This is a genomic window from Psychrobacter sp. GW64-MNA-CIBAN-0177, from assembly GCF_040309585.1.
Taxonomy (GTDB): Bacteria; Pseudomonadota; Gammaproteobacteria; order Pseudomonadales; family Moraxellaceae; genus Psychrobacter; species Psychrobacter okhotskensis.
Window position 1 is genome coordinate 1 of sequence record NZ_JBEOOY010000137.1, and the last position, 286, is coordinate 286.

A 286-nucleotide genomic window follows, 5' to 3' on the forward strand; every position below is an offset into this window, starting at 1 on the left:
TTTCTCATCCACACGTCTTCTTGAAGATTTTCAGTCTTAACTGGATTTTCAATTTTGTGTTTGATGTGTGCGGCAAACTCTTTATCGTTTAGCAAGTGCTTTACTTCTACGCCTGTATTAAACACTGCATTATCACCACCTTTGGATAATTCAAAACTAGGAACGCCGAATTTTGAATCTGTCTTGTAGGCGGTAGTAGATTTAATTTCAGGAAGTAACTCTTTTACTTCTTCATAGATGTTGAATATAGACTTGTCTTTGATTGCAGTAAGTGAGACTTCAATGT

At 35.7% G+C, this 286-nt stretch carries 1 protein-coding gene; it reads right to left on the reverse strand.

The window, feature by feature from the left end:
* Positions 1-286, reverse strand: a 286-nt coding sequence (locus AAEY79_RS14505) for a hypothetical protein (protein WP_352288995.1), incomplete at both ends; no start/stop codon positions are given.